20 protein-coding genes, 4 tRNA genes, 1 other RNA gene and 1 pseudogene are annotated in these 24,185 nt (G+C 73.1%); 18 read left to right on the top strand and 8 right to left on the bottom strand.

Translation table 11 applies throughout. The features are described 5' to 3' along the window. Positions 1 to 38: 38 nt before the first annotated feature. Complete coding sequence (locus HZZ00_RS36080) at positions 39 to 632, bottom strand: HhH-GPD-type base excision DNA repair protein (RefSeq protein WP_180330214.1); 594 nt, start codon at positions 630 to 632, stop codon at positions 39 to 41. Between the two features lie 80 nt (positions 633 to 712). Between HZZ00_RS36080 and HZZ00_RS36075 the strand changes: the two genes are divergently transcribed. From HZZ00_RS36075 to HZZ00_RS36060, 4 genes are read left to right on the top strand one after another with little or no spacing between them, the layout of a single operon-like run. Next, positions 713 to 2,851 (top strand): penicillin acylase family protein, encoded by a 2,139-nt coding sequence (locus HZZ00_RS36075; protein WP_180330213.1) that lies wholly within the window; start codon positions 713 to 715, stop codon positions 2,849 to 2,851. Further along, positions 2,841 to 3,440: a GNAT family N-acetyltransferase gene (locus HZZ00_RS36070; protein ID WP_257585567.1), complete on the top strand. Its 600-nt coding sequence runs from the start codon at positions 2,841 to 2,843 to the stop codon at positions 3,438 to 3,440. Before HZZ00_RS36075 ends, HZZ00_RS36070 begins: the two co-directional genes overlap by 11 nt. Further along, positions 3,437 to 3,913, top strand: a complete 477-nt coding sequence (locus tag HZZ00_RS36065) for a cupin domain-containing protein (protein ID WP_180330212.1) — start codon at positions 3,437 to 3,439, stop codon at positions 3,911 to 3,913. The genes HZZ00_RS36070 and HZZ00_RS36065 overlap by 4 nt, the downstream gene beginning before the upstream one ends. Next, positions 3,910 to 4,665, top strand: coding sequence for an SDR family NAD(P)-dependent oxidoreductase (locus tag HZZ00_RS36060; protein WP_180330211.1), 756 nt, complete (start codon positions 3,910 to 3,912; stop codon positions 4,663 to 4,665). Before HZZ00_RS36065 ends, HZZ00_RS36060 begins: the two co-directional genes overlap by 4 nt. Positions 4,666 to 4,693: 28 nt before the next feature. On the opposite strand, the gene HZZ00_RS36055 is transcribed toward HZZ00_RS36060, so the two are convergent. Further along, the gene (locus tag HZZ00_RS36055) at positions 4,694 to 4,915 is read right to left on the bottom strand and encodes a hypothetical protein (protein WP_180330210.1); all 222 of its coding nucleotides are present in this window, start codon (positions 4,913 to 4,915) and stop codon (positions 4,694 to 4,696) included. 270 nt (positions 4,916 to 5,185) lie between these two features. On the opposite strand from HZZ00_RS36055, the gene HZZ00_RS36050 reads away from it, so the two are divergent. Further along, positions 5,186 to 5,845, top strand: a complete 660-nt coding sequence (locus tag HZZ00_RS36050; protein WP_180330209.1) for a hypothetical protein — start codon at positions 5,186 to 5,188, stop codon at positions 5,843 to 5,845. Between the two features lie 212 nt (positions 5,846 to 6,057). Here the strand turns inward: HZZ00_RS36050 and HZZ00_RS36045 are convergent, their stop codons facing one another. Beyond that, positions 6,058 to 6,300 (bottom strand): hypothetical protein, encoded by a 243-nt coding sequence (locus tag HZZ00_RS36045; RefSeq protein ID WP_180330208.1) that lies wholly within the window; start codon positions 6,298 to 6,300, stop codon positions 6,058 to 6,060. Positions 6,301 to 6,455: 155 nt separating this feature from the next. Between HZZ00_RS36045 and HZZ00_RS36040 the strand changes: the two are divergent. Continuing rightward, positions 6,456 to 7,099, top strand: a pseudogene (locus HZZ00_RS36040) (tyrosine-type recombinase/integrase); the annotation flags it as partial. Positions 7,100 to 7,161: 62 nt separating this feature from the next. On the opposite strand, the gene HZZ00_RS36035 reads toward HZZ00_RS36040, so the two are convergent. Further along, positions 7,162 to 7,249, bottom strand: a tRNA-Ser gene (locus HZZ00_RS36035). A gap of 72 nt (positions 7,250 to 7,321) precedes the next feature. Between HZZ00_RS36035 and ffs the strand changes: the two genes are divergently transcribed. The 6 genes from ffs (at position 7,322) to HZZ00_RS36005 (ending at position 15,979) form a co-directional block, all read left to right on the top strand. Further along, positions 7,322 to 7,418: signal recognition particle sRNA small type (ffs, locus tag HZZ00_RS36030), an RNA gene on the top strand. A gap of 74 nt (positions 7,419 to 7,492) precedes the next feature. Next, positions 7,493 to 9,793, top strand: coding sequence for a DNA polymerase III subunit gamma and tau (locus HZZ00_RS36025; RefSeq protein WP_180330207.1), 2,301 nt, complete (start codon positions 7,493 to 7,495; stop codon positions 9,791 to 9,793). Between the two features lie 110 nt (positions 9,794 to 9,903). Then, complete coding sequence (gene purD, locus HZZ00_RS36020) at positions 9,904 to 11,160, top strand: phosphoribosylamine--glycine ligase (protein WP_180330206.1); 1,257 nt, start codon at positions 9,904 to 9,906, stop codon at positions 11,158 to 11,160. 297 nt (positions 11,161 to 11,457) lie between these two features. After that, positions 11,458 to 13,272 (top strand): hypothetical protein, encoded by a 1,815-nt coding sequence (locus tag HZZ00_RS36015; RefSeq protein ID WP_180330205.1) that lies wholly within the window; start codon positions 11,458 to 11,460, stop codon positions 13,270 to 13,272. A 211-nt stretch (positions 13,273 to 13,483) separates the two neighbouring features. Then, positions 13,484 to 14,980 (top strand): N,N-dimethylformamidase beta subunit family domain-containing protein, encoded by a 1,497-nt coding sequence (locus HZZ00_RS36010; protein ID WP_180330204.1) that lies wholly within the window; start codon positions 13,484 to 13,486, stop codon positions 14,978 to 14,980. A 99-nt stretch (positions 14,981 to 15,079) separates the two neighbouring features. Beyond that, complete coding sequence (locus HZZ00_RS36005; protein ID WP_180330203.1) at positions 15,080 to 15,979, top strand: phosphoribosylaminoimidazolesuccinocarboxamide synthase; 900 nt, start codon at positions 15,080 to 15,082, stop codon at positions 15,977 to 15,979. Positions 15,980 to 16,022: 43 nt separating this feature from the next. Here HZZ00_RS36005 and HZZ00_RS36000 read toward each other — a convergent pair. The 4 genes from HZZ00_RS36000 to HZZ00_RS35985 all read right to left on the bottom strand — a co-directional run bounded on the left by HZZ00_RS36000 (position 16,023) and on the right by HZZ00_RS35985 (position 17,419). Continuing rightward, positions 16,023 to 16,098 (bottom strand) — tRNA-Gly (locus HZZ00_RS36000). A gap of 558 nt (positions 16,099 to 16,656) precedes the next feature. Further along, positions 16,657 to 16,732 (bottom strand) — tRNA-Gly (locus HZZ00_RS35995). 82 nt (positions 16,733 to 16,814) lie between these two features. Beyond that, positions 16,815 to 16,886 (bottom strand) — tRNA-Gly (locus HZZ00_RS35990). Between the two features lie 215 nt (positions 16,887 to 17,101). Then, the gene (locus tag HZZ00_RS35985) at positions 17,102 to 17,419 is read right to left on the bottom strand and encodes an Lsr2 family protein (RefSeq protein WP_031164632.1); all 318 of its coding nucleotides are present in this window, start codon (positions 17,417 to 17,419) and stop codon (positions 17,102 to 17,104) included. Positions 17,420 to 17,730: 311 nt separating this feature from the next. On the opposite strand from HZZ00_RS35985, the gene purS reads away from it, so the two are divergent. The 6 genes from purS (at position 17,731) to purF (ending at position 24,182) form a co-directional block, all read left to right on the top strand. Then, entirely contained in the window at positions 17,731 to 18,003 is a 273-nt protein-coding gene (gene purS, locus HZZ00_RS35980) for a phosphoribosylformylglycinamidine synthase subunit PurS (protein ID WP_180330202.1), read from the top strand. Beyond that, the gene (purQ, locus tag HZZ00_RS35975) at positions 18,000 to 18,680 is read left to right on the top strand and encodes a phosphoribosylformylglycinamidine synthase subunit PurQ (protein ID WP_180330201.1); all 681 of its coding nucleotides are present in this window, start codon (positions 18,000 to 18,002) and stop codon (positions 18,678 to 18,680) included. The genes purS and purQ overlap by 4 nt, the downstream gene beginning before the upstream one ends. Then, positions 18,677 to 20,935, top strand: a complete 2,259-nt coding sequence (purL, locus tag HZZ00_RS35970; RefSeq protein ID WP_180330200.1) for a phosphoribosylformylglycinamidine synthase subunit PurL — start codon at positions 18,677 to 18,679, stop codon at positions 20,933 to 20,935. The genes purQ and purL overlap by 4 nt, the downstream gene beginning before the upstream one ends. Positions 20,936 to 21,160: 225 nt before the next feature. Further along, positions 21,161 to 21,958, top strand: coding sequence for a maleylpyruvate isomerase family mycothiol-dependent enzyme (locus HZZ00_RS35965; RefSeq protein ID WP_180330199.1), 798 nt, complete (start codon positions 21,161 to 21,163; stop codon positions 21,956 to 21,958). 119 nt (positions 21,959 to 22,077) lie between these two features. Continuing rightward, positions 22,078 to 22,449: an META domain-containing protein gene (locus HZZ00_RS35960; RefSeq protein WP_257585566.1), complete on the top strand. Its 372-nt coding sequence runs from the start codon at positions 22,078 to 22,080 to the stop codon at positions 22,447 to 22,449. A gap of 203 nt (positions 22,450 to 22,652) precedes the next feature. Next, positions 22,653 to 24,182 (top strand): amidophosphoribosyltransferase, encoded by a 1,530-nt coding sequence (purF, locus tag HZZ00_RS35955; RefSeq protein WP_070028676.1) that lies wholly within the window; start codon positions 22,653 to 22,655, stop codon positions 24,180 to 24,182. Positions 24,183 to 24,185: the final 3 nt, after the last annotated feature.

Below are 24,185 nucleotides of genomic sequence, written 5' to 3'. Positions count from 1 at the left end.
CACCGCCACCCGGGTGGGCCACCAGGCTTACTCCGCCGCTACTTCCGGGCTGCCTTGGCCGCCTTGGCCGCGGCCTTCATCTCCTGCTTGTGGGCCCGCACCCTGGCCAGCGAGTCCGGTCCGGTGATGTCGGCGACGGACCGGTGGGACCCGGGCTCGCCGTAGGCGCCGGCGGCCTCCCGCCAGCCGGTCGGCGTGACCCCGAGCTGCTTGCCCAGCAGCGCGAGGAAGATCTGCGCCTTCTGCCGGCCGAAGCCGGGCAGGTCCTCCAGCCGCTTGAGCAGCTCGGCCCCGCTGCCCGCGTCCTTCCAGACGGCCTCCGCGTCCCCGTCGTAGTGCTCGACCAGGTAGCGGCACAGCTGCTGGACGCGCTTGGCCATGGAGCCCGGGTAGCGGTGCACGGCCGGCTTCTCGGACAGCAGGGCGGCGAAGGCCTCCGGGTCCATCGCGGCGATCTCGTGCGCGTCCAGGTCCCCGGCGCCGAGCCGGTCGGCGATGGTGCGGGGCCCCTTGAACGCCCACTCCATCGGGATCTGCTGGTCCAGCAGCATGCCGGTGAGGGCGGCGAGCGGCGAGCGTCCGAGCAGCGCGTCGGCCTCCGGGTCCTGGGCGAGGTGCAGGGTGACGTCCATGGGTCGATGATCCCGCGTCGCGTACGATTCCTCCATCAATCGAGAGTTAGGGTAGCCTTACCTAAGAAATGGAGGGCCGGGTGGCCGCCGAGACCTACCGCGACGCCTGGGGCGTCCCCCATCTGCGGGCGGCGGACGTCCACGAACTGGCCCGCGCGCAGGGCCGCGTCACCGCGCTCGACCGGGCCTGGCAACTGGAGGTCGAGCGGCACCGCGCCCAGGGCACCTCGGCGTCCTTCCTCGGCGCCCCGGCCGCCTCCTGGGACGTCCTCGCCCGCCGGGCCCGCCTCGCCGACACCGCCCGCCGCTGCTTCACCGCGCTGGAACGCCGGGACGCGGAGACGGCGCGGTGGGTCCGGGCGTACGCCGACGGCGTCAACGAGGGCCTGCCGGCCGGTGCCCGACGCGCCCCCGAGTTCGCCCGCGCCGGTCTCGCCGCGGGCCGCTGGGAGCCCTGGACCCCGCTCGCCGTCTGGCTCGCCACCCACCTCCTCTTCGCGGGCTTCCCCGCCAAGCTCTGGCGCGAGCGGGCGATCCGGCACCTGGGACCGGATGCGGTCGGCCTGTTCGCCACCGACGGTCCCGGCACGGCCGGCAGCAACGGCTGGCTGGTCGGCGGCGCCCGCACCACCACCGGGCACGCGCTCCTCGCCGGCGACCCCCACCGGTTCATCGAGGACCCCGGCGTCTACCAGCAGATCCGGCTGGCCTGCCCCGAGTTCGACGTCATCGGCCTCGCCGTCCCCGGCACCCCGGGCATCGCGCACTTCGGCCACGCCGGCACGGTCGCCTGGGGCATCACCAACGCCATGGCCGACTACCAGGACCTCTACCGCGAACGGCTGCGCCGCACCGGCCGGGAGGTCCGGTGCCTCGACCCGGACGGCACCTGGCGCACCGCGCACTCCCACCGGGAGACGGTCGACGTCGCGGGCGCGCCCCCGATCGCGATCGAGGTGATCGAGACGCCGCGGGGGCCGGTGATCGCGGGCGGCCCGGCGGGGCCGCCGCACGGGCCGGCAGCCACCGGGACGGGAGCCGGCGCGTCAGGGACCGCCGACGGCGAGGGCGAGGCGCTCGCGCTCCGCCACCCGCCCCGGGTCACCGAGGACCTCGGCTTCGGCGCCCTCCTCCCGCTGCTGCGCTCCGCCACCGTCGCCGACGTCGACCGCGCCCTGGACGCCTGGGTCGAGCCGGTGAACGTCGTACAGGCCGCCGACACCGCGGGCGGCACCCTGCACCGCGTCGCCGGGCGCGTGCCGCTCCGCGCGCGGGCCAACCGCCTCCACCCGGTCCCCGCCTGGCGCCCCGGCCACGACTGGCGGGGCTGGCACGAGATGCCGTACGCCCCCGTCCCGGACGGCATCGCGGTGATGGCCAACCAGCGCGGCCCCGCCGCCCCCCTCGGCGTCGAGTTCGCCCCGCCGCACCGCGCCGACCGCATCCGCGCCCTCCTCGGCACGCGCACCGCCTGGAGCGCCGAGGACATGGCCGCCCTCCACATGGACACCCACCTCGCCTCCGCCGCGCCCCTGCTCGACCACCTCGCCGCGCTCGACGGCCTCACCCCCGCCGCGTCCCGGCTGCGCGACCGCCTGCTCGCCTGGGACCGCCACATGGACGCCGGCAGCACCGACGCGGCGGCCTACGCGGCACTGCGCGGCGCGGTCGTACGCCGCCTCGCCGCGCACCCGGCGTTCGCCCCGCTCGCCGAGCCCCCGGCCCGCTGCCCCGAGGTGCTGCGACCGTGGCTGGCGCTCGTCCCGCGCGTCGGCTACGCCCTCGAACACCTGCTGCGCGCCGAGGAGTCGTACGGTGTCGACCGCCCGGCCCTGGTGCGCGCGGCCCTGGAGGAGACGGCCGCCGCGCCGCCCGCCGGAGACTGGTCCGACACCCACCGCCTGGCCCCCTGGCAGGCGCTGCCGGACACCCCGGCCACCCCCGGCCTGGCCGGCGACCACGACTGCGTGCTGTGCACCTCGGCCGTCCCCGGTCTCACCGACCGCGCCGCCCGGGGCCCGGCCGCCCGCTACGTCTGGGACCTGGCCGACCGGGACCGCAGCCGCTGGATCGTCCCCTTCGGCGCCGACGGCGTCGCCGGCAGCCCCCACCACCGCGACCAGCTCCCCCTGTGGCTCGGGGGAGAACTGGCCCCGGTCGTCACCGACTGGCCCCTGCTCACCCGCGACCGCACCGAGGAGCATCACCGTGACCACTGACCCGCACGAGCCGTACGAGCAGCACGTCGACGGTTTCGGCACCGTCCGCATCCGCCCCCTGGACCCGGCCGCCGACGCGGCCGTGGTCCACGCCTGGGTGAGCGAGGAACGCGCCGCCTTCTGGGGCATGAACGGCCTCACCCGCGACCAGGTCGCCGGGATCTACACCCACATGGCCGGCCTCGACACCCACCACGCCCACCTGGTCACCAAGGACGGAGCCCCGGCCGCCCTGTTCCAGACGTACGAACCGGCCGCCGACCGGGTCGGCGAGTGCTACGACGTACGCCCCGGCGACCTCGGCGTCCACGTCCTCCTCGCCCCCGCGGGCCCCGGCGGGCCGCGCCCCGGCTGGAGCCACGCGCTGCTGACCGTGCTGACGACGTACGCGCTCACCGCCCTCGGCCGGCGCAGGCTCGTGATCGACCCCGACGTGCGCAACGCCAAGGCCATCGCCCGCTTCCTGCGCCAGGGCTTCGTGCCCGGACCGGCCGTCGTCCTGCCGGAGGTGGACGTCCCGGACGTGTACCTCCCCGAGAAGCACGCGCAACTCGCCTTCCTGGAGCGGCCGGTAGCCTTCCCCGGGTGACGACCGCGGACGAGCTGATCGCGCACTACGGACTCGAACCGATCCCCCGCGAGGGCGGGCTGTTCCGCCGCACCTGGGCGGGCCCGACACGGGCGGACGGCCGTCCGGAGGGGGCCGCCATCGTGGCACTGCTCACGGCGGACGACCACTCGGCCCTGCACCGGCTGCCGTACGCCGAGATCTGGCACTTCTACCTCGGCGACCCGCTCGAACTGCTGCTCCTCGCCCCCGACGGCACCAGCGGCACCGCCGTCCTCGGCCCCGGCCTGGGCTCGGGCCAGCGGCTGCAGCTGACCGTGCCGGCCCGCACCTGGATGGGCGCGCGGGTGGCGGCGGGCGGCGCGTGGACGTTCTTCGGCTGTACGACGGCCCCCGGCTTCACCTACGCGGACTACGAACACGGCGACGCGGCGGACCTCACGGCGCGTTATCCGTCCGAGGCCGCCCGGATCAGGGAACTGTGCCGCCCATGAGCCTGCTCGACGGACAGACCGCCCTGGTGACCGGCGCGGGCGGCGGCATCGGCCGCGCCATCGCACTGCGCTTCGCCGAGGAGGGCGCGGCGGTCGCCCTGCACTGCCGTACGGCAGTGGGCCCGGCCGCCGAAGTCGCCGCCCGGATCCGGGACCTGGGCGGCGAGGCGGTCGTGCTCCAAGCGGACCTGACGGACGAGGACGCCTGCCACCGGCTGGTCGGCGAGGCCGCGCGATGGTCCGGCGGCCGGCTCACCGCGCTGGTCAACAACGCGGCCGTGCAGCCGGTGCGGCCGCTGCCGGGAATGACGGCGGCCGAGTGGCGGACGGTGGTCGACACCAACCTCACCAGCGTCTTCGCCTGCACCCAGGCCGCCGCCGCCCGGATGCACGGCGGCGGCACCATCACCCACATCGCCTCCGTCGAGGCGGCCCGCCCGGCCCCCGGCCACGCCCACTACGGCGCGGCCAAGGCGGCGGTGGTGACGCACGCCCGCGCGGCCGCCCTGGAGTACGGCTCCGAGGGCATCCGCGTGAACACGGTCTCGCCCGGGCTGATCGACCGTCCGGGTCTGGCGGAGGACTGGCCGGACGGCGTCCGCCGCTGGCTCGCCGCCGCCCCGGCGGCCCGCCTGGGCCGCCCCGAGGACGTGGCCGACGCGTGCGTCTTCCTGGCCTCGCCCCTGGCCTCCTGGATCACCGGGCACGACCTGGTGGTGGACGGAGGGGTGTCGGCGCGGCCCACGTGGTGAGCGGGCGGGCGAGCGGGGCCCCGGGGGCCTACAGCTTGGTCATCTTGGCGTAGGGGCTGGAGATCCGCTTCTGCGCCGAGCCGAAGTCCACGAGCGCCGCGACTCCGTCCTCGATGCCGATCACCCGGCCGAGGCCGTACACGTCGTGCGTGACCTGGTCCCCCAGGGCGAAGTGCTTGGGAGCCGGGACGACCGGGGCCTTGAAGGGGCTGGTGGGCAGATGACGCTTGGGCGCAGCGGGCTTTGTCATGACTCAGTATGCGCCCACGGAGCCGCGTTCCGTGTCCCTCGGGGCAATCGGGAGGCGGCCGGCGCCGTGCCGTCGGGGCAATCGGTGCCGGAGGAGGGGCCGGGACGGGCTCGTCGTCAGCAGCACGCACCACTACGATCTCGGCTCATCGCAGCCCGGCCAGTCCCCGCTGCCGGGCCCCGGTGAAAGCAGGTACGGACGCACGGACCCGGGCCGGGAGCAACAGCAGGGCCGTACGACGCACAGGTCACCCGGGAGGGCAGCCGTCCGATGAGCGACGCCCACGACGACACAGGCGGCCACCGCCGGACGCGCGCCGCAGCGACGGCCCTCGGCACGCTGGCCCTCCTGGGCGCCCTGACGGCGACAGGCTGCTCCGTACCCGACTCCGGTACCGGCCCGGCCGGTGACCGTGTTCCGCGGCGGACCGCGGACGACAGGTGGGTCGAGGGCGTCACGCCGGGGTGGATGAGCGGGCACATGGGCGTCGACATCCCGGCGGCGGCCCAGGACGCGCGGGCTGGTTATCAGGTGACCTCCCGCTTCGACACCGGTGTGCTCACCTTCACACTGACCAGGTCCCAGGCACGGGCCTTCCTGGCCGCCTATCCGCCGGCCGGTGAACTGCTGGAGCCCACGGCCGCCGTGACCGACGTGCGGACCCACGACTTCAGACACCTGGGCGTGCCGGAACCGGAGACGTTCGAGAAGGGCATGCGCTACGGCTTCGTCTGCCCCGGCGCCGAACCCGGGACCACCGCGAGCCCGAACCCGCTCGCCGACCCGTACGGCACGTCGGACACCGGCTGTGTCAGCCTCTACGCCCACGACTACGCCCCGGACCGCACCCGCATCTACCTCCGCGACCACTACGAGCCGGGCATCAGCCCCCTCCCGACGACCCCAACCACGTCCTCCCCGACCCGCTGACCCCTCCCCACCAGTCGCGGCTTCGGGAAGGGCCTGCTTGGACAGGACAGGCATACGCCGAAGGGGCCGGACCGCTGCCTGTCCGCGTGGCTGTCCGGGGGCATCCGTAAGGGTTCACGCGGCAGGTCAGACGGGGTGCACGCACGGCGGTAAACGGTGGCGGCTGTCAGCGCACTGGACAAAGATCAGGACAACGTGTGAGCGAAGGCCCATCAGCAGCGAACGACGCGCTCACGGCAGCTGGTGAACGCGGGCGGGTCGTCATCGACCGCCTCGGCGATCGAGACAGCAGCGATGAACGCCAGGGCCAACATCGCCAACCCGAAGAACACGCGGCGTTGTGAGGGGAAGGCTCCCCGCGGCTGGCTGGCGCGCGGCGTGCCCGTACCCCGGGGACCTGTCCATCGCGTCTGCCGCGCATGGATGCTGTCCGGGTGCGTGAGCCCGGCGTTCACGTGTTCCGCCTCCTGCGCGTGCGCTGCCGCCGCTCGTACCTCGCGGCCGGGCTCAGCCCACACCGGGTCACCGCACATCTTGCAGACGTAACCTGGCACCCCACCCCCCAGTGTCCGGGACACCGTAGTCAGTGGCAGCGGCCGGTGCTAGTGCCGGCATCGGTAAGCACCGCATCGACCGCTTGGAACCTGAACACCTGGATGAGTCTTTACCGCCGGATGCAGAGCGCCGGCAGCAAGCCGGGTACCGCCCACCAGGCTCACAGGACGGCCCGCACGGCTCTGGGGGAAGCGGTGCGGCGCGGCCATGCAGCGAAGAACGCCGCCGCGCTGGCGAAGCCTCCCAGGATGGAAGAGGACGAAACCGAGGTAGAGCCCTACTCGGTCGATGAGGTGCAGAGCCAACAAGCGCGGTAACAGCGCTCGCTGGAAGTGCGCGGCGGCCGGGAACCTGTGGACCGAGTCCGAGTACGTGTTCACCAAGCCGTGGGGCGGGCCGCTCAGCCCGAACACGGACTGCCACGACTGGAAGCGGCTGCTGGAGGACGCCGGCGTCCGGGACGGACGTCTGCACGACGCACGGCACACCGCGGGCACCGTGCTCATGCTGCTCGGGATGCCGGACCGGGTCGTCGACCAGATCATGGGAGGGGAGCCGGGCGGCGCCGCCCGGGCGCGGGCGCGGTACCTGCACGTGACCGATCCCACGCTCAAGGAAGCGGCCCGGAAGATCGAGCGCGCCATCTGGGGAGCCCCGGAAAACCCCGCTGTGGACAAAGACCAGGACAACGAGGTCTGAGGACAACGCCGAAGGGCCCCCTGTTTCCAGGGGGCCCTTCGACATCGTGCCCGGTGAGGCACTGGCGGAGGATACGAGATTCGAACTCGTGAGGGGTTGCCCCCAACACGCTTTCCAAGCGTGCGCCCTAGGCCTCTAGGCGAATCCTCCGCCGGAAACATTACATGACCGAGGGGAGTGCTCGCGAACTCGTTCCCGCAGGCTCGGATCGGGTACTCTCTGCGTAGCCCCTCACGCGGCGCTATCTGACTGAACTCCCCCAGGGCCGGAAGGCAGCAAGGGTAGGTCGGCTCTGGCGGGTGCGTGGGGGGCGTCTGCGTTCCCGGGCCCGGGCGGGCGCCCGGCGTCGGCGGGCGGGGCCGGTTGTCGGTGGGCGCCTATAACCTCGTAAGCGTGTCGTCTCTCGCGCTGTACCGCCGCTACCGTCCGGAGACCTTTGCCGAGGTCATCGGGCAGGAGCATGTCACCGACCCGCTGCAGCAGGCGCTGCGGAACAACCGGGTCAATCACGCGTACCTGTTCAGCGGGCCGCGTGGGTGCGGGAAGACCACCAGCGCGCGCATCCTCGCCCGCTGCCTGAACTGTGAGCAGGGCCCCACCCCGACCCCGTGCGGCGAGTGCCAGTCGTGCCGGGACCTGGCGCGCAACGGCCCGGGCTCCATCGACGTCATCGAGATCGACGCCGCCTCCCACGGTGGCGTGGACGACGCCCGTGAGCTGCGCGAGAAGGCCTTCTTCGGGCCGGCCGGCAGCCGGTACAAGATCTACATCATCGACGAGGCCCACATGGTCACGTCGGCCGGCTTCAACGCGCTGCTGAAGGTGGTCGAGGAGCCGCCGGAGCACCTCAAGTTCATCTTCGCCACCACCGAGCCCGAGAAGGTCATCGGCACCATCCGGTCCCGGACCCACCACTACCCCTTCCGGCTGGTGCCGCCCGGCACCCTGCGGGACTACCTCGGCGAGGTGTGCCAGAAGGAGGACATCCCCGTCGAGGACGGCGTGCTCCCCCTGGTCGTGCGCGCCGGCGCCGGATCCGTCCGTGACTCCATGTCCGTCATGGACCAGCTCCTCGCGGGCGCGGGCGCGGACGGTGTGACGTACGCCATGGCCACCGCCCTCCTCGGCTACACCGACGGCTCCCTCCTCGACTCCGTCGTGGAGGCCTTCGCCACCGGGGACGGAGCGGCGGCCTTCGAGGTCGTGGACCGCGTCATCGAGGGCGGCAACGACCCGCGCCGCTTCGTCGCCGACCTGCTCGAACGGCTCCGGGACCTGGTGATCCTCGCCGCCGTTCCCGACGCCGCCGACAAGGGGCTCATCGACGCCCCGGCCGACGTGCTGGAGCGCATGCAGGCCCAGGCATCGACCTTCGGCGCCGCCGAGCTGAGCCGCGCCGCCGACCTGGTCAACGAGGGTCTGACCGAGATGCGCGGCGCCACCTCGCCCCGCCTCCAGCTCGAACTCATCTGCGCCCGCGTGCTGCTCCCCGCCGCCTATGGCGACGAGCGCTCCGTCATGGCCCGCCTCGACCGCCTGGAGCGCGGCGTCAACTTCTCCGGCGGCGCCGGTGCCCCGGCCATGGGGTACGTCCCCGGGCCGGAGGCGCACGGCGGCGCCCCGGCCGCGGCGGTGCCGCCCGGCGGAGGACCCGCGGCGGCGCGGGCGGCCGTGCGGGCACAGGGCGCCGGCCCCGGTGCGGGCGCCGCGGCACCGGCACCCGCTCCGGCATCCGCGGCACCGGCACCCGCTCCGGTATCCGCGGCACCGGCGCCCGCTCCGGCATCCGCAGCACCGCCTGCCCCCGCCGCGCCTGCCGTCGCGCCCGTAGCCCCCGAGCCCGCGCCCGCGGCCCAGGCCGTGCCCGCCCCCGCCGGCCAAGCGGCCCCCGCCCCGGCCGCCGCTCCCGGCGCCTGGCCCACCGCCGCTCCCGCCGGTGGCGGGCGGCGCCCCGGCGGCTGGCCCACGGCCGCCGCGCCGGGCGGACCCCAGGGCCAGGCCCCGGCCCAGAGCGGGCCCCCGGCCGGTGCGCGGCCGGCTCCCGCCCCGGCGGCCCAGGCGGCGCCCGCGCCAGCCCCGGCCGGCGGTCTCGACCCCGGCGTGCTCTGGCCGAACATCCTGGAGGCCGTCAAGAACCGCCGGCGCTTCACCTGGATCCTGCTCAGCCAGAACGCCCAGGTGACCGGTTTCGACGGCACCACCCTCCAGCTCGGCTTCGTCAACGCCGGCGCCCGGGACAACTTCGCCGGCAGCGGCAGCGAGGACGTGCTGCGGGCCGCGCTGGCCGAGCAGTTCAACGTGCACTGGAAGATCGAGGCGATCGTCGACCCGTCCGGCGGCGGCTCCGCGCCCCCGGCCCCGGGCGGCTCCGGCTTCGGCGGCGGCGGTCACGGCGGCGGTGGCTACGGCGGCCCCGGCGCGGGCGCGTCCGGCGGCGGTGGATACGGCGCACCCGCCGCGGCCCGGCCCGCCCCGGCCACCCCGTCCGCACCGCAGGCCCCCGCCGCTCCCCGCGCGGCGTCCGGCCCGGCCGCGCCCCGGCCGGCCGCGGCCCCCGAGCCGCCGCCCGTCTCCATCGAGGACGACATCCCGGAGGACGACGACCCCGACCTGGACGAGTCGGCCCTCTCCGGGCACGAACTGATCGTGCGGGAGCTGGGGGCCACGGTGGTGGAGGAGTTCACCAACGAGTGACGGGTGCCGGGCACTCGGTGACGGGCGGCGGGCCGCGAGGCGGTCCCTTGGAGGAACCTACGGCTTCCCCGGCCCCCGGCCTTCGGCAACCTTGCCATTAGGCTGACCCCGTGAACGTCCTCGTCATCGGCAGCGGCGCCCGCGAACACGCCCTGTGCCGCTCCCTGTCCCTCGATCCCGACGTCACCGCGCTGCACTGCGCCCCCGGCAACGCCGGCATCGCCGAGGTCGCCGAGCTGCACCAGGTCGACGCGCTCGACGGTGCCGCGGTGACCGCGCTGGCGCAGCGGCTCGGCGCCGAGCTGGTCGTCGTCGGCCCGGAGGCCCCGCTGGTCGCCGGGGTCGCCGACGCGGTGCGCGCGGCGGGCATCCCGGTGTTCGGCCCGTCCGGCGAGGCCGCCCGGCTGGAGGGCTCCAAGGCCTTCGCCAAGGACGTCATGGCCTCGGCCGGGGTGCCGACCGCCCGGTCGTACGTCTGCACCACCGCGGAGGAGGTCGCCGAGGCCCTCGACGCCTTCGGCGCTCCCTATGTCGTCAAGGACGACGGGCTCGCGGCCGGCAAGGGTGTGGTGGTCACCGACGACCCGGATACCGCCAAGGCGCACGCGGCCGCCTGCGAGCGCGTGGTGATCGAGGAGTTCCTCGACGGCCCCGAGGTGTCCCTGTTCGCGGTCACCGACGGCGAGACCGTCGTACCGCTCCAGCCCGCGCAGGACTTCAAGCGCGCCCTCGACGGTGACGAGGGCCCCAACACCGGTGGCATGGGCGCCTATTCGCCGCTGCCCTGGGCCGACCCGAAGCTGGTCGACGAGGTGCAGCGCACGGTGCTCCAGCCGACGGTGGACGAACTGCGGCGGCGCGGCACGCCGTTCTCCGGCCTGCTCTACGCCGGTCTGGCGATCACCGGGCGGGGAGTGCGGGTCATCGAGTTCAACGCCCGCTTCGGCGACCCGGAGACCCAGGTCGTGCTGGCCCGCCTGAAGACCCCGCTGGCCGGGCTGCTGATGGCCGCCGCCACCGGCAACCTTGCCGACCTGCCGCCGCTGCGCTGGAGCGAGGACGCGGCCGTCACCGTCGTCGTCGCCTCGCACAACTACCCCGGCACCCCGCGCACCGGCGACCCGATCACCGGTCTGGACGAGGTGGCCGCCGAGGACGCCCCGCACGCCTACGTGCTGCACGCGGGCACCCGGCGGGACGGCGACGCGGTGGTCAGCGCGGGCGGGCGCGTGCTGTCCGTCACCGCGACCGGCAAGGACCTGACCGAGGCGCGCGAGCGGGCGTACCGGGCGGTGGGCCGGATCGGGCTCGACGGCTCGCAGCACCGCACGGACATCGCGGCCAAGGCGGCGTCCCAGGCGGTCTGACCGGCCGTCCGGTACCGCCGGGCGAACCCCGCGCAACCCTGGAAGAACCCCTCGGGCCCCGGAGTAAATCCGGGGCCTGATCTTTGCTGTCTGTCACCCAGCTCTGACCAAAGCCATTCCATCGAGTGAGCAATCGCCCATACGGCTGACGCGGGCCGGGGCCGCAACTAGGGTGCCGCGCAAGCGTTCCGGCACTTGGCCCACCGGCATTGCGTTGTCAGTGACGAGTGCCACAGTGGGGGAGTGAACAGCGCCAGGACGGCACGGCATCGGCAGGGGAGGGGGTGAGGTCGGCACGTGAGCGGAATCGGTGTGGAAGCGGGCGCGCAGGCCGCGCGTTCCCGGGCCCTCGCGGTGCTGCGGGTCCGGGGCCGGGCCCTGGGCGTGGCCGTGCTGCCCGCGGGCGCCGAGGTGATTCTGCTGGCCGGTGCGGTCACCGGACACCTGGTCGGCCCGGGGTGGGACGCCGCCCGCTGGGCCGTGGGCGTGCTCGCGGTCCTCGTCCTGCTGGCCACCGCCGGGATCGCCCTGGTCGTCTCCCGGGCCCGTCCCGCCACGAGCCCCACGGTGCCGGTCCCCGAGGAGTCCGCCCCCGACCTGTACCGGATGGTGCGCGACCTCGCCGAGCGGCTGGAGGTGCCGGCGCCCTCCGCCATAGCCCTCACCCCGGACTGCGACAGCTGGCTGGAGGACCGGGCCCACGCGGCCCACGGCCCGCCGCCGCGCCCCGGGCCCGGTGAGGCGGACATACCGGGCGGTGGGCGCCGTTCCCCGCGCCGGGTGCCGGTCGCCCCGGTCCTCGTCATCGGCTCCCCGTTCCTGTGGTGGATGCGGGTCGGCGAGCTGCGCGCGGTCCTCGCCCCGGTCGTCGCCGGTACGGGCCCCTCGGCGCACCCCGACATAGCCGCCGCCCGCCGTTTCGTGCACGGTCTGGACGCCACGGCGGCCATAGCCGCCACCCCCGGCCGGGGGCCGCTGGCCCGAGCGGCGTGCGCGGTCCTCGGCCGGGTGGCCCGGCTGCTGCTGGGCGCCTGCCGGGAACACGCGGCGCAACTGGAGCGCGGGGTCGCCGCGGCGGCGGCCGAGCGGGCGCAGGCGGTGGACTACGGCGCGCGGATCGTCGCCCAGGAGCAGGTCGGCCTCGCCTACGCCGGCTGGGACCGGCTGCTGACCCGGGTGGCGCTGCCCGCCTGGCGGATGGGGCGCTGGCCCTCCCGGCTGGACGCGGGCGTGGTGGCCGCCCTCACCGAGCTGTCCCGGCGCGACCGGCTCGCCGAGGGCTTCGCCTCCCGCCTCGGCGAGCGGCCCGCCTGCGACCTCCTGGAGGAGCCCGGCACGGTGGACGAGGCCGCCTCGCTGCTCGCCGCGCGCCTCTTCCACGGCGGCCCCGCCGAGTGCGGCCCCGACTGGGCGCCGGTGGACTGGCAGTCGTACCCGGAGGAGGTCGTGGACCGGACCTGGCGCACCGACGCGGCCCGTCTGCACCGCGTCCTGGACTCCCTCGGCGCCCGCCCCGCCCGGCCCGCCCCCACCCTCTCCCGCGTCCTGGACCACCTCACCGAGCCCCCCGCCGTCCCCTCTCCGGCCCACGCCGACGACGCGGGCACCGCGTCCACCGGTGCCGCCCCGGCCCCGGCCGCCCCCGGCTCCGCGCTCGTCCCGTACGACCACGCGCCCGACGGCCCGGACGAGGACCCGGACGAGGACCCCGGCACCGAACGCAGCGCCGTCCTCGCCGCCGGCCTGAGCGCCGCGGTGGCCCGCGAGGAGACGGCCGTGCCGCGGGGCGCGACCGCCGCGGGACAGGGACCGCCGAGCACCCTCTGGGACGGCGGCGCGCTGCCGCTGGTCCCCCTGCAACCTCCGCGCACCGCCCGCGAACTGCTCGCCGACCACGTCACGGCGATGGTGTGCTGCGCGGCCGTGGACACCGCCGGCGCGGTCCCGGCCCTGGACTGGCTGGACGGCCCCTCCCTGCTGCTGCACGGCGAGCGGGCGGCCGATCTCACCCCCCGGGTGCTGAGCCTGATCGAGCGGGGCGACCCGGGTCCGCTGCGCGACTGGCTGGCCGCCGCGGGCATACGCCCCGAGAAGCCGATACGCCTCGTCTGACCGATTCCGGTTGCCCCTTGGGCTGATGTGCCCCTTGGGTTGGTTTGCCACTTAGGTTAATTCGCAACGAATGGTGACCGTCCCCGTGCTTTATGTGATGTGCTGGGGACCATCACGCACCTGGCAAAGGCATGCGACATACGACAGCACGGCCGAGCACCGCGAGCCCCGCCCGAACAGGACACGGTGGGCTCGGGGGAGGGGAGCGACCATGGCCTCGGACCACATCCGCCGCTGGGAGTCCGGAGCGCTCGCGCACGCCGTGACGGATCCCTTCGGCCTGGGCCCGGTGCCCTGGCTGCGCGGCAGCGAGACGTACTTCGACGACACCGGTCATGTGGTGCCCTGGTACGTCGAGGCCGTCCCCCAGCAGCACACCACGGCGGCCGGGCGCGTCCCCGCGCCGCGCACCTCCCCGGGCGGCCCCCGCTCGGCCGACGACGTGCACCGGCAGATCAAGGGCTTCACCGCCACCGGCGCGGTCGCGCCCGGCGAGGCGATCGACTTCCACATCACGGTCGACCCGCCCCAGGAGTTCTCCGTCGACATCTACCGGATCGGCCACTACGCGGGCGACGGCGCGGCCAAGATCACCACCAGCCCCCGGCTGTCCGGCATCGTGCAGCCCCGGCCGCTGGCCGCCGACCGCACGGTCTCCTGCCACCACTGGTGGCTGTCCTGGCGCCTCCAGGTCCCCTCGCACTGGAGCGTGGGCGCCTATGTGGCCGTGCTGACGACCGCCGACGGCTACCGCTCCCACGTGCCGTTCACCGTCCGCGACGACCGCCCGGCCGATCTGCTCCTGCTGCTGCCCGACGTCACCTGGCAGGCGTACAACCTCTACCCGGAGGACGGGCACACCGGCGCCAGCCTCTACCACGCCTGGGACGAACAGGGCCGGCTGCTCGGCGAGGCCGACGCGGCGACCACGGTCTCCTTCGACCGGCCGTACGCGGGCGCGGGCCTGCCGCTGCACGTCGGGCACGCCTACGACGTCATCCGCTGGGCCGAGCGCTACGGCTACGACCTCGCCTACGCCGACGCCCGCGATCTGCACGCCGGCCGCGTCGACCCCACCCGCTACCGGGGCCTGATCTTCCCGGGCCACGACGAGTACTGGACGGGCCCCATGCGCCGCGCGGCCGAGCGGGCCCGCGACCACGGCACCTCACTGGTCTTCCTCTCCGCCAACACCATGTACTGGCAGGTCGAGTTGGGGCCGTCGCCGTCCGGGGTGCCCGACCGGCTGCTGACCTGCCGCAAGCGCAAGGGCCCCGGCAGGCCGGTGCTGTGGCGGGAGGTCGACCGGCCGGAACAGGAGCTGATCGGCATCCAGTACGCGGGCCGGGTGCCCGAACCCCGCCCGCTGATCGTGCGCAACGCCGGGCACTGGCTGTGGGAGGCGACCGGCACGCACGAGGGCGACGAGATCCCGGGTCTGGTCGCGGGCGAGGCCGACCGGTACTTCCCGCGCACCCCGCTGCCCGAGCACGACGAGCGCATCCTGCTCGCCCACTCCCCGTACACCGACACCGCAGGAACGCTGCGCCACCAGGAGACCTCCCTGTACCGCGCCCCCTCGGGCGCCTGGGTGTTCGCCTCCGGCACCTTCGCCTGGTCCCCGGCCCTGGACCGCCCCGGCCATGTGGACCCCCGTATCCAGCGCGCCACGGCCAATCTCCTGGACCGCATCTGCAAACGCGACTGACCCGCACGTCCCGGGGTACCCCCGGACCGACCCCCCGACCGCGGTTCACCTCCCATAAGGGAGAATCGAGGCACTTGGACAGAACCACGGGGAGGAACCGTGTCCGGATTCGTAGAAAAGCCCGAGCCGACAGAGGTTCCGGGCCTGGTGCACCTGCACACCGGAAAGGTGCGGGACCTGTACCGGAACGAGGCGGGCGACCTCGTGATGGTCGCCAGTGACCGCATCTCCGCCTTCGACTGGGTGCTCCCCACCGAGATCCCCGACAAGGGCCGCGTCCTCACCCAGCTCTCCCTGTGGTGGTTCGACCAGCTGCGCGACCTGGCCCCCAACCATGTGATCTCCACCGAGCTGCCCGCGGGCGCCCCGGCCGACTGGGCGGGCCGCACCCTGGTGTGCAAGTCGCTGAAGATGGTCCCGGTCGAGTGCGTGGCCCGCGGCTACCTCACCGGCTCGGGCCTGGTCGAGTACAACGAGTCCCGGACCGTCTGCGGCCTCGCCCTCCCCGAAGGTCTCGTCGACGGCTCCGAGCTGCCCGCCCCGATCTTCACCCCGGCCACCAAGGCCGAGGTCGGCGAGCACGACGAGAACGTCTCCTACGAGGAGGTCGCCCGCCAGGTCGGCGCCGAGACCGCCGCCCAACTGCGCCAGGCCACCCTCGCCGTGTACTCCCGGGCCAGGGACATCGCCCGGGACCGGGGGATCGTCCTGGCCGACACCAAGTTCGAGTTCGGCTTCGACGGCGACGAGCTGGTCCTCGCCGACGAGGTGCTCACCCCGGACTCCTCCCGCTTCTGGCCGGCCGACGAATGGCAGCCGGGCCGGGCGCAGCCGTCGTATGACAAGCAGTTCGTGCGCGACTGGCTGACCTCCGCCGAGTCCGGCTGGGACCGCAGGAGCGAGCAGCCCCCGCCGCCGCTGCCGCAGCAGGTGGTGGACGCCACGCGCGCCAAGTACGTGGAGGCCTACGAGCGCCTGACCGGCATCCGCTGGTCCTAGGGAACGAAGAAGACCCCGGTCCAGTGGACCGGGGTCTTTTCCGTGGAGCGGACGACGAGGCTCGAACTCGCGACCTCAACCTTGGCAAGGTTGCGCTCTACCAACTGAGCTACGTCCGCACTGCGCCGTGGCGCGACAGCTACTATACCCAACCTCGCTCGTGTGTGAGACGCACTGTCGTGTGCCGTACCCGCAGCGATCTTGGTGCCGGTCGGGGGAGCGAGTGCGGCACCGCACCCGGCGATCTCCGCGACCGGCGCCCCGCCGGCGGCCGGCTCCCGTGCCCCTGCCTCCCACGCGGTCGGCGGCGAACCCCGGCGGAGACCGCGCCGGCCGCCAACTCGGTTTCCGCGCAACGGTTTCCGGTGTGCACGGTACCGACGGTCTCCGGAGGCCGCCGTGCGCCGAGGTTCTTCGGCGTGAACCGGCGTACCCCGTCGCGAGCGCCCGCTTCGGATGCCGGACCGCCCGTGCCCGGTGACGACCAACGTCCGACGGCCCGGCGGCTCGGCCGGGATATGTGGCGACCGTCACGCCGCTCGCGCCGGGTGGTCGCAGATCCTGCCGGCATTCGCCGGTCTCGGCGGCGGGGAGATCTCCCGCGCGCGATGGAGAAGCCGATTGCGCGTACGGCGGGAAACGAAAAAACCCCGGTCGCGAAGACCGGGGTTTTCCCTTGGAGCGGACGACGAGGCTCGAACTCGCGACCTCAACCTTGGCAAGGTTGCGCTCTACCAACTGAGCTACGTCCGCACTGCTCCCGACCGGCTCCCACCGATCGGTGCGAGCACCAGCCTACCTGATCCACAGGAGTGGTCGTGACGACCGGTGCCAGAGCGGGTGACAGGAATCGCACACTGCGCCTTCCCCCTGGAAGGGGGATGTTCTACTACTGAACTACACCCGCACGATCCTCGGGGTTTCGGCCTTTCGGCCTCGCCCCTCGGCGTGACTCAGACATTAGCTGATCAACAGGGGGGTTGCGCAAGTCGGTTCCCCCGCGGGCCCCTTCCCGGCTCCCCGGCGGGCCCGGCCGGCGCCTCGGGCGGCCCAACCGCACGGCTCCCAGGGCCCGCTGACGGACCCTGGGAGCCGCCCCTTCGCGGGCCTTGTGCCGCCGCCTCACTGCGCGGCGCTGAACGCCTCGTAGACCTTCTTGGGGATGCGCCCGCGCGCGGGGACGTCCATCTTGTTGGCCTGGGCCCAGGCGCGGACGGCCGCCGGATCGGGCGCCACCTCGGTCTGCTTGTACGCCTTGCCGGAGCGCGACCTCTTGCGGCCGGCCTCGACGTAGGGCGCGAGCGCCTTGCGCAGTTTCTTGGCGTTGGTTTCGTTCAGGTCGATCTCATACGACTTGCCGTCGAGTCCGAAGGCGATCGTTTCCGCCGCTTCCGAGCCGTCGATGTCGTCAAAGAGAGTGACCACGACCTTTTGCGCCACGAATATCGGTCCCTTCGTGCGGCACGTCGATACAGCTCAAGCGGCGTCGACGTACCGAGTATCGGCTATTGCCAATTCATTTGTACAGTGCCCGGCAATGCAATGTGAAGCCCGACTAAAACCGTCCGCGTGTCCGGGTGCAATAGGGGTTGCGGGCGGCCTGTCGAACTTTCCCAGAACTTTTCACGGCGGTCGGGCTCCGACACCCGATCGTGATGCGCCTCACGTAGTTTCCTCCAACTCTACCCGCGTAGAAATTTTGTGCGGGTAGTCTGAAGGAACCTGCTCAGCACCACACACCGGGAGTGCCAGTGGCACGCGTCGTAGTCGACGTCATGCTCAAGCCGGAGATCCTCGACCCCCAGGGCCAGGCGGTCCAGCGTGCGCTGCCGCGCCTGGGTTTCGACGGGATCTCGGACGTACGTCAGGGAAAGCGATTCGAACTGGAAGTTGACGGGCCGGTCGACGAGGCCGCGCTCGCCCGCATCCGCGATCTCGCGGAATCCTTCCTCGCCAACACCGTGATCGAGGACTTCACCGTCAAGGTCGAAGAGGGTGCGGAAGTCGCGGAGGCGGCGAAGTGACCGCTCGTATTGGCGTCGTCACTTTCCCGGGGAGCCTGGACGACCGGGACACCCAGCGCGCGATCCGTCTCGCGGGCGCCGAACCGGTCGCCCTGTGGCACAAGGACAAGGACCTCAAGCAGGTCGACGCCGTGGTGCTGCCCGGCGGTTTCTCCTACGGCGACTATCTGCGCGCCGGCGCCATCTCCCGTTTCTCGCCGGTCATGGACACGGTCATCGAGCAGGCGAAGGCCGGTCTTCCGGTCCTCGGCATCTGCAACGGTTTCCAGGTCCTCACCGAGGCCCACCTCCTGCCGGGCGCGATGCTCGGCAACGACCACCTCCACTTCATCTGCCGCGACCAGAAGCTGCGGGTGGAGAACGCGGAGACGGCCTGGACCGGCGACTACCGCCAGGGCCAGGAGATCCACATCCCGCTGAAGAACATGGACGGCCGGTACGTCGCCGACTCGTACACGCTCGACAAGCTGGAGGCGGAGGGCCGCGTCGTCTTCCGCTACCTCGACTTCAACCCCAACGGCTCGCTGGGCGACATCGCCGGCGTCACCAACGAGGCCGGCAACGTCGTCGGCCTGATGCCGCACCCCGAGCACGCCGTCGAGCCGCTGATCGGTACGGGCCGTACCGACGGCCTCCCCTTCTTCACCTCGATCCTCAAGAAGCTGGTCAACGCATGAGCCGGACGCCTCTGGACACGGTCGAGCACGCGGCCGCGACCCCCGACGTCGAGCTGCCCTGGGCCGAACTCGGCCTGAAGAAGGACGAGTACGAGCGGGTGGTGGAGATCCTCGGCCGCCGCCCGACCGGCGCGGAACTCGCCATGTACTCGGTCATGTGGTCCGAGCACTGCTCGTACAAGTCCTCCAAGGTCCACCTGCGCCAGTTCGGCGAGAAGGCGCCCGATTCCGACGCGCTGCTCGTCGGCATCGGCGAGAACGCCGGCGTGGTGGACGTCGGCCAAGGCTACGCGGTCACCTTCAAGGTGGAGTCGCACAACCACCCCTCCTACGTCGAGCCCTACCAGGGCGCGGCCACGGGCGTGGGCGGCATCGTCCGCGACATCATCGCGATGGGCGCCCGCCCGGTCGCAGTGGTCGACCCGCTGCGCTTCGGCGCCGCCGACCACCCCGACACCAAGCGCGTCCTGCCCGGCGTGGTCGCCGGCATCGGCGGCTACGGCAACTGCCTGGGCCTGCCCAACATCGGCGGCGAGGTCGTCTTCGACGCCTGCTACCAGGGCAACCCGCTGGTCAACGCCGGTGCCATCGGCGTGATGCGGCACGAGGACATCCACCTCGCCAAGGCCTCCGGCGCCGGCAACCAGGTCATCCTGTACGGCGCCCGGACCGGCGGCGACGGCATCGGCGGCGCGTCGATCCTGGCGAGCGAGACCTTCGACGACGCCAAGCCGTCGAAGCGCCCCGCGGTCCAGGTCGGCGACCCCTTCCAGGAGAAGCTGCTCATCGAGTGCACCCTGGAGGCGTTCCGGGAGAAGCTGGTCGTCGGCATCCAGGACCTGGGCGCGGCCGGACTGTCCTGCGCCACCAGCGAGTTGGCGTCCAACGGCTCCGGCGGCATGCGCGTGACCCTGGACGACGTCCCGCTGCGCGACTCGACCCTGTCTCCTGAGGAGATCCTCATGAGCGAGTCGCAGGAGCGCATGTGCGCGGTCGTGGAGCCCGACAAGGTCGAGCGGTTCCTGGAGATCTGCGCCAAGTGGGACGTCATCGCCACCGTCATCGGCGAGGTGACCGACGGCGACCGGCTGGAGATCTTCTGGCACGGCGAGAAGATCGTGGACGTCGACCCGCGCACGGTGGCGCACGACGGCCCGGTCTACGAGCGCCCGTACGCCCGCCCCGACTGGCAGGACGCCCTCCAGGCCGACGACGCGAACAAGTTGCCGCGTCCGGCGACCTCGCAGGAGCTGAAGGACCAGGTCCTGAAGCTGGTCGCGTCCCCGAACCAGGCCTCCAAGAAGTGGATCACTCAGCAGTACGACCACTTCGTGCAGGGCAACACGGTGCTGGCCCAGCCCGAGGACTCGGGCATGATCCGCGTGGACGAGGAGACCGGCCTCGGCGTCGCCATCGCCACGGACGGCAACGGCCGGTACGCCAAGCTGGACCCGTACACGGGTGCGCAGCTGGCGCTGGCGGAGGCGTACCGCAACGTGGCGACGACGGGCGCGAAGCCGCTCGCGGTCTCGGACTGCCTGAACTTCGGCTCGCCGGAGGACCCGGCGGTGATGTGGCAGTTCGCGGAGGCGGTGCGCGGCCTCGCGGACGGCTGCAAGCAGCTGGGCACGCCGGTCACGGGCGGCAACGTCTCCCTGTACAACCAGACGGGCGAGGCGGCGATCCACCCGACGCCGGTCGTCGCGGTCCTCGGCGTGATCGACGACGTGGCCCGCCGCACCCCGGTCGCCTTCCAGGAGGAGGGCCAGCTGCTCTACCTCCTCGGCGAGACCCGCGAGGAGTTCGGCGGTTCGGCCTGGTCCCAGGTGATCCACGACCACCTCGGCGGCATGCCCCCGGCGGTGGACCTGGAGCGCGAGCGGCTGCTGGCCGAGATCCTGATCTCCGCCTCCCGCGACGGCATGATCGACTCGGCGCACGACCTGTCCGACGGCGGTCTGATCCAGGCGGTCGTGGAGTCCGCGCTGCTCGGTGACAAGGGCGCCCGCCTGATCGTCCCCGACGGCCTGGACGCCTTCACCTTCCTCCTCTCCGAGTCCGCGGGCCGCGCCCTCGTGGCCGTCCCGCGCTCGGAGGAGGTCCGCTTCAACGACATGTGTGCGGCCCGGGGCCTCCCGGTCACCCGCATCGGTGTGGTCGACGGCGACACGGTCGAGGTGCAGGGCGAGTTCACCCTCCCCCTGGCCGACCTGCGCGCGGCCCACGAGAACACGATCCCGTCCCTGCTGGCGTGACGGAGACCCCCGCCCGGACGACTCGTTCCGGGCGGGGGTCTCTCGCACGCGGCGGAGGTTCGGCGGACGCGGTTCTCGAGACGGCCGGATCCCCGGCCGGCCGTACACGGCCGGCTTCTCATGCGGGTCCCGCCGGCCGGTGTCCCGAGTCCCGCTGCCCGTCACCCGCCCGGGTGGGCCGGCGGGAGCCTTCGCGCCGTCTCCCCGAGCGCATAGGCTCGCCCCATGCCTCCCGCCAGGAAACGTGCCCGCGCCTACGACCCCGCCCGCACCCGTGCCGCCGTGCTCGGTCAGTTCGAGGCCGTGCGGGACGCCGTACGGCGGCTGGACGACGAGCAGTTGGCGCTGCCCACGCGGCTCGACGGGTGGACGGTGCGGGAGTTGGTGGTGCACATCGGGATGGCGGTGACCGCCCTGCACCGCGCGGTGGCGCTGCCCGAGCCGGCCACGGCGGACGCCGTGCTGCTCGACTGGCCCTTCGCCACCGCCGCCGACGCCGCGGCCATCGACGCCTTCACCCGGGACCTCACGGCCGAACACCCCGACCTCGACGCCTATCTCGCGGACATCGACGCCGCCCTGCGCGCCCTGCTCGCCGAGCAGCCCGGCACCCGGCCGCTGCCGACCAACGCGGGCGTCCTCCGGCTGGACGACTACCTGGTCACCCGCGCCGTGGAACTCGTCGTCCACACCGACGACCTGAACGCGGCCGTACCGGGCCTCGACGTGCCGTTCGACCGGCAGGCGCTGGCCGCCACCACCCGGCTGCTCGCGGACGCCCTCGCGGTGAAGGCGCCCGGTGGTTCCACTGAGGTGCGGGTGCCGCCGTACGCCGTGGTGCAGTGCGTCGAGGGGCCCCGGCACACCCGGGGCACCCCGCCCAACGTGGTGGAGACCGATCCGCTGACCTGGGTGCGGCTCGCCACCGGCCGTCTGGCCTGGCGGGACGCGCTGGACGAGGCCAAGGTCAGCGCCGGCGGGGAGCGTGCCGACATCGGGGCGCTGCTGCCGGTCATGAGCTGAGGGAACCGCCCCGGACGGTCCGCCGTCCAAGCGGTATGAAACGGTACAAAGCAGCTGCGGTCTCCGTACTTTTCCCCCTGCTGGTGGCCTGCGGGGCCACCCCGGCGCAGAGTGGGTCCGTGAGTGTCGACGAACCCCTGACCGGCGTCGAGTGGCGGATCGTGAGCGTCACCAGCGACGGGACGACCCGCCCGGCCCCGGCCGCCGCCCGCCTGCGCATCGACGCCGCCGCGGGGACGGCCGGAACGGCCGCCGGCAACCTCGGCTGCAACGCCTTCAGCGCCCCTGTCACCCTGCACGACGACCGCATCGGCTTCGGGGCGCTGCGCACCACCAAAATGGCCTGTGACAGCGCCCGGATGGCCTTCGAACGGACGCTGGCCGGCCTGCTGGGCGGCCGGACGCTCACCGGGACGAGCGAGGACGGCAAGCTCACGCTCACCACCAGTCACGGCGACCGCGTGAACCTCACCCGCAGCACACCCGAATGATGTGCGACACCTCACTCACGCATACGGCCAAACCGCCCGGGCATCGGGTGCGCCCGCCCGCCCGACGCCCCGCCGTTCGCCGGTAAAAACCCGCTGACCTGCGTAAACGCGGAAAGCGACAACCTGATCGGTAAACCACCCGCCCGTTACGACCGCGTATCCCCAATTCGGACCAGTGGTCGACCTCGCCTACACTCGGTGCTGTGCCACGTGGTGACGGTCGACTCAATCACGACCTGCTCCCCGGTGAGAAAGGCCCCCAGGACGCGTGTGGCGTCTTCGGTGTCTGGGCTCCGGGTGAAGAGGTCGCAAAGCTCACGTACTTCGGGCTCTACGCCCTCCAGCACCGGGGTCAGGAATCCGCGGGAATCGCGGTCAGCAATGGCTCCCAGATCCTCGTCTTCAAGGACATGGGCCTGGTCTCCCAGGTCTTCGACGAGACCTCTCTCGGTTCGCTCCAGGGTCATATCGCGGTCGGTCACGCCCGCTACTCGACCACCGGCGCCTCCGTGTGGGAGAACGCCCAGCCGACGTTCCGCGCCACCGCGCACGGCTCGATCGCGCTCGGCCACAACGGCAACCTGGTCAACACGGCCCAGCTCGCCGAGATGGTCGCCGAACTGCCGAACGACAACAACAGCCGCTCCACCCGGGTCGCGGCCACCAACGACACCGACCTGCTGACGGCCCTGCTGGCCGCCCAGGTCGACGAGGACGGCAAGCCGCTGACCATCGAGGAGGCCGCCCAGCAGGTCCTCCCGAAGATCCGGGGCGCCTTCTCGCTCGTCTTCATGGACGAGCACACCCTCTACGCCGGCCGTGACCCCCAGGGCATCCGCCCGCTGGTCCTCGGCCGTCTGGAGCGCGGCTGGGTGGTCGCCTCCGAGACCGCCGCCCTCGACATCGTGGGCGCCAGCTTCGTCCGGGAGATCGAGCCGGGCGAGTTCGTCGCCATCGACGAGAACGGTCTGCGCAGCTCTCGGTTCGCGGAAGCAAAGCCCAAGGGCTGTGTCTTCGAGTACGTGTACCTGGCCCGCCCGGACACCGACATCGCCGGCCGGAACGTGTACCTCTCCCGCGTGGAGATGGGCCGCCGGCTCGCCAAGGAGGCCCCGGTCGAGGCCGATCTGGTGATAGCGACCCCGGAGTCGGGCACCCCGGCCGCCATCGGCTACGCGGAGGCCTCCGGCATCCCCTTCGGCGCCGGTCTGGTGAAGAACGCCTACGTGGGCCGCACCTTCATCCAGCCCTCGCAGACCATCCGCCAGCTGGGCATCCGGCTGAAGCTGAACCCGCTCAAGGAAGTCATCAAGGGCAAGCGCCTGGTCGTCGTGGACGACTCGATCGTGCGCGGCAACACCCAGCGCGCCCTGGTCCGCATGCTCCGCGAGGCGGGCGCGGCCGAGGTGCACATCCGGATCTCCTCGCCGCCCGTGAAGTGGCCCTGCTTCTTCGGCATCGACTTCGCGACCCGCGCGGAGCTGATCGCCAACGGCATGACGATCGACGAGATCGGCACCAGCCTCGGCGCCGACTCGCTCGCCTACATCTCCATCGACGGCATGATCGACGCGACCACCATCGCGAAGCCGAACCTGTGCCGCGCCTGCTTCGACGGCGAGTACCCGATGGAACTGCCGGACCCGGAGCTGCTCGGCAAGCAGCTGCTGGAGACCGAGCTGGCGGCCGGTCCGGCCGAAACGGCCGCGGCCGACGCGATCCGCCGCCCGTAACAC

This window comes from Streptomyces sp. NEAU-sy36, from assembly GCF_013423905.1.
Classification (GTDB): Bacteria; Actinomycetota; Actinomycetes; order Streptomycetales; family Streptomycetaceae; genus Streptomyces; species Streptomyces misionensis.
This window is presented reverse-complemented; position numbering and strand designations above follow the sequence as displayed.

Coding starts and splice junctions, on each gene's coding strand:
- HZZ00_RS36055 (WP_180330210.1), bottom strand. CDS start 4,915: ATGACAAAGCCCGCTGCGCCCAAGCGTCATCTGCCCACCAGCCCCTTC.
- HZZ00_RS35965 (WP_180330199.1), top strand. CDS start 21,161: ATGCCTCCCGCCAGGAAACGTGCCCGCGCCTACGACCCCGCCCGCACC.
- HZZ00_RS36010 (WP_180330204.1), top strand. CDS start 13,484: ATGGCCTCGGACCACATCCGCCGCTGGGAGTCCGGAGCGCTCGCGCAC.
- purL (WP_180330200.1), top strand. CDS start 18,677: ATGAGCCGGACGCCTCTGGACACGGTCGAGCACGCGGCCGCGACCCCC.
- HZZ00_RS36050 (WP_180330209.1), top strand. CDS start 5,186: ATGAGCGACGCCCACGACGACACAGGCGGCCACCGCCGGACGCGCGCC.
- HZZ00_RS36060 (WP_180330211.1), top strand. CDS start 3,910: ATGAGCCTGCTCGACGGACAGACCGCCCTGGTGACCGGCGCGGGCGGC.
- HZZ00_RS36080 (WP_180330214.1), bottom strand. CDS start 632: ATGGACGTCACCCTGCACCTCGCCCAGGACCCGGAGGCCGACGCGCTG.